The organism is Flavobacteriales bacterium, assembly GCA_013001705.1.
GTDB lineage: Bacteria > Bacteroidota > Bacteroidia > Flavobacteriales_D > JABDKJ01 > JABDLZ01.
This window is the reverse complement of record JABDLZ010000277.1, coordinates 1-7921: the sequence shown is the minus strand read 5'-3', so window position 1 is coordinate 7921 and position 7921 is coordinate 1. Positions and strand designations below refer to the sequence as shown.

The window sequence follows — 7921 nt, the reverse complement described above, 5'->3', positions numbered from 1 at the left end:
AGCATGGTGGGCCGACCTGTTCAAGGAGTTGATAGGGATATCGGTGTACGCGGAGTGTGGAATGACATGAATGAACCTGCGGTATTCAAGGTGGAGAGCAAGACCTTCCCACCTGATGTCAGGCATCATTACGATGGTCATCCATGCAGCCACCGCAAGGCCCATAATGTATATGGAATGCAGATGGCTAGAGCGACCTATCACGGTCTGAAGGACCACGGTCGTCCCAATCGTCCTTTCGTAATCACCCGCAGTATGTATAGCGGTACACAGCGCTACTCAGCTACTTGGACCGGAGATAATATCGCCAACTGGGAACACCTGTGGCTGGCCAATATCATGTGTCAGCGCATGGCCATCAGTGGACATAGTTTCGTGGGAAGCGATATCGGAGGATTCACAGAACATCCAGGATCGGAGCTGTTCATCCGATGGATGCAGTTGGGCGTGTTCCACCCTATGATGCGCGTACACAGTTCGGGCGACCATGGAGCGCAAGAGCCGTGGTCATTCAACAAAGAGGCTGAAGACATCTCGCGTAAGTTCATCGAACTCCGCTATCGCCTCTTGCCCTATCTCTATTCCACCTTCTGGCAGAACAGTACTGCTGGTACTCCCATGCTCAGACCCTTGGCCTTCGTAGATGTCCAGGATAAGGATACGCTCAACCGCAATGAGGAATTCCTATATGGGGATCACCTACTCGTATGCCCGGTCAACGAACCCGGAGTGCAGAGCCGATATATGTATTTCCCAAAAGGTCGATGGTATGACTATTTCGACCATACGCGATATGAAGGAAAGCGCGAGCAGAGTGTACCGACACCTCTCGACCGCATGCCGCTCTTTGCGCGAGCAGGATCGGTCATCCCGGAATATCCGGTCATGCAGTATGTTGGGGAGAAGGAGGTAGACGTACTGACACTGAAGATATTCTATGGCGAGAAGAAGACTAGAAGTGAGATCTATGAGGATGCCGGAGATGGGTACGAGTACAAAAAAGGCCTCTTCAACATCCGCACTTTGACCACTGTGGGTAGCAAGACCGATGTGCTCATCCGTCAGCACCTCAGAGGTCGATTCAAACCCTCTTATACCAAAGCGAGATTGGAATTGATCGGTCTGCCTTTTGAGGCGGAGCAGATAAGTATCGATGGTATCAAGTCCAAGGCCAGCTTCGATCGTACGGAGAATGGAAGCCTGACCATCGAGATCCCGATCGGATTCGAGGAGGTGCGAGTGGAATCAGATACGGACTAAGGAAAAGTTTAATCAGGTAATCGGTCTCGATCGCTCTTCTTGCGATTGAATCGATATGTAGCGGTGATCATAGCACGTCTGCCAGACCATACGAATACCCGGTCCAAGGTATAGTCGTCACCGATCACGAGTTCGGGGTTGGTCCTGGAGTCCATGATATTCCTAAAGTTGAAGGCAATGGTCACTTGATCGTTCCAGAGGTCTTGACTCGCACCTAGGTCTACCCAGTACTGGCCATATCGCTCGATCTGTCCGGTCTTGCGTGGTGCGCGATATCGAAGTCCCAACTGAGCGCTGAATTTCTTGGCACGTACTACTGACATGAGATTAGATGTCCAGCTTTTCCCTTCTACATCGAAGAGTCCTTCTTGGCGGAAGGCGAAGAAATTCACTTCATGGGTCAGTCGAAGCCATTGTTTTGGACTATAGGTACTTATCAATTCTACTCCGAGTAGTTCTTCGGTCCCAGCATTGATACTCTGAGCGATCAGCACCCCCTCGGCATTCCGGTTGACGGCCATTTGGAAAAGATCGGTGGTATATTGATGGTAGATGGACGGATTGAAGGTGATCTTCTCGCCACGCTTTAAGAATGCCAGTTCGAATGAATTGGTGTACATAGGATTGAGGTCCGGATTTCCGATGCGGATATTCCGAGTATCCGAGATGCCACCAAATGGATTCAGTTGCCAGAATCTAGGCCTGCGTATCCTGCGGCTATAACTTAATTGGACATTAGAGGATTCAGTGAATCTATAGGTCAGATGTGCAGTGGGGAAGAGACGTGTATACCGTTTATCGGTGATGAACTGCTCTTTGGTATCATCACTACGGGTGTAAGCGTACTCCACACGCAATCCCAACTGATACTGCAGTTTATTCCGGCTATTGCCATACTGGGTGTATACACCTATGATATCCTCGTAGTAATCCAAGTAATTATCCAGGCTATCTATCAGAACATCGGATTGGATCACCTCATAATCACTGTCTATCTGTCGAATCTCACCTTGCGTACCGAATTCCAGTTTCTCATCCTTACGCAATGGAAGGGTGAAATCGGATTGGAAAATGAAGTCCTTACTGCTTTCCACATCCCTACTACGTAGTTCCAAGAGAGGCGACTGCTCGGGAAATGTCAATTCCTGCGTGAGGAATTCGTTGTCATCATCATTCCAGAAATCGTACTGTAGGTTGAAGGTCAGTTGTTGTCCTTCCTTCTCAAAATCCATGACATGGTTCAATTCGATCTGACTCGAGCGCTGAGGTTCTCTGTAGGATTCATAAGCCGTGATGATGGTATCGGTGCTCATATCTGCATCCAATTGGCGATAGATGTAATCGGAGAAACTTTTGCTCACATTATTCCGATGGTAGAAACTGAGTGTCAGGGTATTGTTGGGGTCGATATAGTAATCGCCTCCGATGTAGATGTTCAATACCGAGCGCTGTCTGGTCACATCAGTGCGCTGATCCAGCATAGAAACAAGTTCCTCTCCATTATACGATCTCCTTAGGAATTCACTGTAGCCCAAGAATTCTCTGATGCCATACCTGAAATTGGAGAATACGTTGAAGACATCCGTTTTATAGTTCAGGTTCAGATTGAGACTCTGGTCATCTGGAATGCCAGCCGTAGCGGTGATGGCCGTACTGAACCCCCCTTGCTTGTTCTTCTTCAAGATGATATTGATGATTCCTGCTGTCCCTTCTGCATTGTATTTGGAGGACGGATTGGTGATCACTTCCACCTTCTCGATGTTATCTGAGGGTATAGTCTCCAGACCTCCATTCTCTGTGAGTACAGAGGGTTTGCCATTGATCAGGATGCGCACACCTGTGTTGCCTCTCAAGCTTACCTCTCCGGCAGCATCTACTGAAACAGAGGGCACGTTGCTCAATACATCGGTCGCAGAGCCCCCTTTGGAGGTGATATCCTTACCTACATTGAATACCCGTTTATCCAGTTTGAATTCGATGCTCGATCGCTCAGCGGTGACATCCACCGCGTCCAATAATTGCGCATCTGGTTCTAATCGGATAGGGTCCAAGGTCAGATCTGAATCCAATGAGAGGTCATCCAAGAATAGAGGGCGAAAACCTATGAACTCGACCTTGAGGATATAGCGCCCACTGGGTGCGAGCACTTCGAAATGCCCTTGGTCATCGGTAGTAGTTCCGGTCACCAAGGAGCTATCGACAGGCGACAATAGGACCACCGTTGCGAATTCCAGAAACTGGTCCGAACGGGATTCGAGCACGGTCCCTTGCAAGCGGTGTTGCTGAGCGAGGCCTGACAGCGTCACGACAATCGATACGAGCAGAAGAGCACTTCGAATTCTCATGGTAGGATGATCTAGGGTAATTTGAATATGTGGTTATTCTCAACTGAGAATTCGAAAAGTGTATGGAACGGACATGAGCTGGATGAACTGCAATCAAGCCATGTGAGAGGTTTATAAGCGAATTCCACTGAATTCTAAGGACTGGACTCGAACTCGCTCTTAGTGTATCTTTGGTCGGAATTCAAAGACCATTTCATGCGCTATACCTACTTTCTGAGCCTTTTTAGCATCATCCTATTAGCATTCGGTTGCACCAAATACGAGGTGCTGAATAATCTGAATACTTCAAATTCGAGTGGTATGCCGCTTCTCAGTGATACCATCGAAGTGCTCAGCCTACCACCTTGTTTCGGTGACTCCATCTTCCCTCTGTTGGAAGGCGATAGCATCGTATTGGTTGGTTCCTTCATCGAAGAACCGGACAGCACCTTGCTGTACTTCGTACAGGTAGAATCCGGTCTTTCTGTGACATTCAATGAATTCTGTGATGATGTGGTGATCGACTATGATGATCCACAAGATGATGACGATGACGGAGAAGGAGATTCGGATGACGATGACGATGGGTACGGAGACTCTGACGATGACGATGATGGGGACTCGGACGATGACGATGATGGGGACTCGGATGACGATGACGATGGGTACGGAGATTCAGATGATGATGACGATGGGGAAGGAGACTCGGACGATGACGATGATGGCGACTCGGATGACGATGACGATGGATACGGAGATTCAGATGATGATGACGATGGGGAAGGAGACTCAGACGATGACGATGATGGCGACTCAGATGATGATGAGGATGACGACTCCGATGATGACGAAGACGATGATTCAGACGATGATGACGATGATTGATGATCTCTCGATCACCTGAAAAGAAATTCTACCGCTCAGTATTACTGGGCGGTTTTTTTTGTTCAGACGAGCTCTAGTCGAAGAATCTATCTCGCCATCGGATTCAATCAGTCCTTTACCCCATCCAGTCTACTTCTCACATCCTTCTTATATAGTCTTCCGATGGGAAGACTCTTTTCTCCGATCTGGACTTTATTCTGATTGAAGCTGTCCACCTTTTTGAGTGCCACGATGAAAGAGCGATGCACTCTAATGAACATCTCGCTAGGCAGTGATGACTCCAACGAATTCAATGTCATTTTGGATCGGATCACTCCCTGCACGGTCGTCAAGACCACATATGATCGCTGGCTTTCGGCAAATAGGATATCCTCGATATTGACCCGCTTATTCTGACCTTTCTCCTTGAGAATGATGTAGGTATCTACAGAGCTAGGAAGTGTTTCTGCGGGTCGATCCTCCTTCTCATTCAGCTTGTTGTAAGTCTGAAGAAGTCGTGCAAAAGAATAGGGCTTGAGCAGATAATCGAATACGTTGAGATCATAGGCCTTCACCCCATATTCTACATGGGCAGAGGTGATGATGCAAAGAGGTGGATCCGTCAATGATTGGTTGAATTCTATTCCAGAGAGCATAGGCATCTCTATATCCACGAAGAGTATATCGGCCGAATGGCTTCTCAAATATTCAGCTGCTTCGATGGCATTGCGACATACCTGTACCAATTGCCAATCCGGGACCTTTTCCAGATAGCTGCTCAGTAGTTCTATAGCAGGCTGTTCATCCTCTATGATCACACAGTTCTTCATGCTACATGGTCGGTCCTGTGGGCATTCTCATATAAGCCACATGCTCTCCATCCACTTCATGGTCGCGGTAGGTGAAGCCATCGGGATAAATGAGCTCCAATTGTTTGAGTGTATTCTTCAGCCCGATCCCGAGAGAGTGTTTCTCCACTTCCTTGACATGAGCATGTAACGGATTCTTGACCTCTACTTCCACTGCCTGAGCCTTGGAGCGGATATCAATATCTATGTTGACCTCTTTATCACTTCCATTGACACCATGCTTGAAGGCATTCTCTATCAGTGAAAAGATGAGCATAGGAGGGACCATACTCTCCTTTTCGAGTTGGAATTGAGCGTTGCATTTCAAATGTTCCCCATGCCGGCCCTGCTCGATACGTATATAATTCTGGATCAACTCCACCTCACGCGATAATGGGATGAATTCTTTCGAGCAGTCTTCCAGTACGAAACGCAGGAGATCGGAGAGTTCGATGATCATCTCAGGGGTCTTCTCCGATCCTTTGAGCGATTCATGATAAATGGAATTCAGGGTATTGAAGAGGAAATGTGGATTGACCTGGGCTCTCAGCATTTGTAGTTGTGCATCCGCTTTCTCCTCTCGGAGTCTGCTTGCACGTAGTTTCTCTTTCTTCCAGTCCCGATAGAATCTGAAGGCATTGAAGAGCCCGATGATCCCTATATATTCCAAGAAGTATCCCGCAAAACGATAGACATCCAAGAATTCGAATGTGTATTCTTCAGCATACAACCAAGGATAGAGTAGTTCCTGCATCAGTATCCTGCGCATCAATAGCGCAGCACCCAATGCCAATACTGCGGGAACGATGAGTCGCCATCGCTGCTCTTGTAGCAAGGGAGCGATGATGCGATAGGAGAGATAATAGGTCAAGGCCATAGCGATGGGCATCTCGAAGAGGACCATGAGGCTTACATCATGGAATTCCATGTTGTAGAGTCCGAGGGCCGCTATGCGTATCAGCGCATAGACCGTCCAGAATATGAGATGTACGCCCCAACGGTTCATACTGCAATATAGGTCCAGGATCAGAGTCGGGAAATTCTCGTGTACGAACGACCGGAAATCGGATATCAACGGTATCGGTATCTGTTGACAGACCATTGGTGGTCAGGAAGCTGACGTGTAGTCCTAAGTACTTGTAAATGCACATGATCTGAGACACATTTGAAGAAATAACTCAGACATGATCCGTCTACTATCCCTTATACTTTTAGTCCATCTGATCGCATGTTCAGGTTCAGGTCAAGAGGCATTGTTCCAAAAAATAGAGATCGGTCCATTGGTCGAAACACCATCTGGCTCAAGGAGCTGCAACTTCCTGGATGTGGATAATGACGGTCTGGAGGACATTCTCATCACCAACGGCACCTCAGGAGGAGAGGATAACATGCTCTATCTCAACCTGGATGGAGATGAATTCCAATTGCTGGATGGACCGGTGACCAATGACAATAGCCCCTCGGACGGAAGCAGCTGTGCAGACTATGACAATGATGGCTGGATAGACATCTTCACGGTCAACTGGTACAATGTGCCGAATCTCCTCTATCAGAACGATGGCACTGGAGCCTTCATAGAGATCGATACCGGTCTGGTGAGCACCTCCAATACCTATTCTGAGACCGCATCATGGGGCGATGCTGATAACGATGGTCTGCTCGACCTTTATGTGACCAACAGCGCAGGAAATCGGAGAAACCAACTCTTCAGAAATACGGGTACCGGCTATTTTGAGAAATTGGATGATATCGTTCCCACTTCGGATCTGGATTACTCCCGCAATGTGACGTGGACCGATTACGACATGGATGGCGATATGGATATCTACGTCACTAATGAGAATGGTCAGGTCAACGACCTGTATAGGAATGATGGAGATTTCGAGTTCGTCAAAGTGCTTGGAAATGGACTCGTACTCGATGCATTGACCACGATGAGCAGCTCATGGGCGGATGTAGACAATGACGGGGATCAGGATGTCTTCTTGGCCAATTATGACCAGGACAATCAGCTTTTCTTGAATGACGGTGAGGGTGAATTCAGCTCTGTAGAGGGGCCATGGGAAGGCGGTGGAGGATGCTCATTCTCCAGCAATTTCGCGGACTATGATAACGATGGCGATCTTGACCTATTCGTGACCAACGGATTCTGTCAGACCGACCTGAACAACTTCCTATATGAGAACTTAGGTAATGGAGATTTCCAGCAAGTGATGTCGGAACCCATGGCCATAGACAGCGGTTCATCCTATGGATGTGCATGGGGAGACTATAACAACGATGGATTCCAGGATCTGATAGTTGCGAATTGGCAAGACGAGACCCAGTCCAATTACCTCTACAAGAATCTGGGTAATTCAAATCACTGGTTAGAAATGCGTCTGGAAGGGGTACAGTCCAATCGATCGGCCATTGGAGCGAAGGTCTATTGCTATGCAGTTCTCGGAGGGGAGAATGTCACGCAGTTGCGCGAAGTATCCGCCCAGACGGGGTACTGCGGTCAGAACAGCCTGATCGTTCATTTCGGATTAGGGGATGCTACTACGGTCGAATCCATCCGCATAGAGTGGCCCTCGGGAATCATCCAACAACTAGAAGGTCTGGAGGCCGATCAGATAGTGAATG

Annotated in this window: 6 protein-coding genes; 3 read left to right on the top strand and 3 right to left on the bottom strand. The window is 48.1% G+C overall.

The genetic code is table 11. The annotated features are described in order from the left end of the window. Window positions 1-1260: DUF5110 domain-containing protein (locus tag HKN79_11125; GenBank protein ID NNC84118.1), on the top strand; the 1260-nt coding region annotated here is incomplete at its 5' end. 8 nt (window positions 1261-1268) lie between these two features. On the opposite strand, the gene HKN79_11120 is transcribed toward HKN79_11125, so the two are convergent. After that, on the bottom strand, window positions 1269-3605 hold the full coding sequence (locus HKN79_11120; protein NNC84117.1) for a TonB-dependent receptor: 2337 nt from the start codon (window positions 3603-3605) through the stop codon (window positions 1269-1271). Between the two features lie 195 nt (window positions 3606-3800). Between HKN79_11120 and HKN79_11115 the strand changes: the two genes are divergently transcribed. Then, on the top strand, window positions 3801-4469 hold the full coding sequence (locus HKN79_11115) for a hypothetical protein (protein ID NNC84116.1): 669 nt from the start codon (window positions 3801-3803) through the stop codon (window positions 4467-4469). Between the two features lie 107 nt (window positions 4470-4576). Here HKN79_11115 and HKN79_11110 read toward each other — a convergent pair whose 3' ends face one another. Further along, complete coding sequence (locus HKN79_11110) at window positions 4577-5278, bottom strand: response regulator transcription factor (protein NNC84115.1); 702 nt, start codon at window positions 5276-5278, stop codon at window positions 4577-4579. A 1-nt stretch (window position 5279) separates the two neighbouring features. After that, window positions 5280-6302, bottom strand: a complete 1023-nt coding sequence (locus HKN79_11105; protein ID NNC84114.1) for a histidine kinase — start codon at window positions 6300-6302, stop codon at window positions 5280-5282. A gap of 178 nt (window positions 6303-6480) precedes the next feature. Here HKN79_11105 and HKN79_11100 point away from each other — a divergent pair. After that, on the top strand, window positions 6481-7921 hold a 1441-nt coding region (locus tag HKN79_11100; protein NNC84113.1), incomplete at its 3' end, for a CRTAC1 family protein.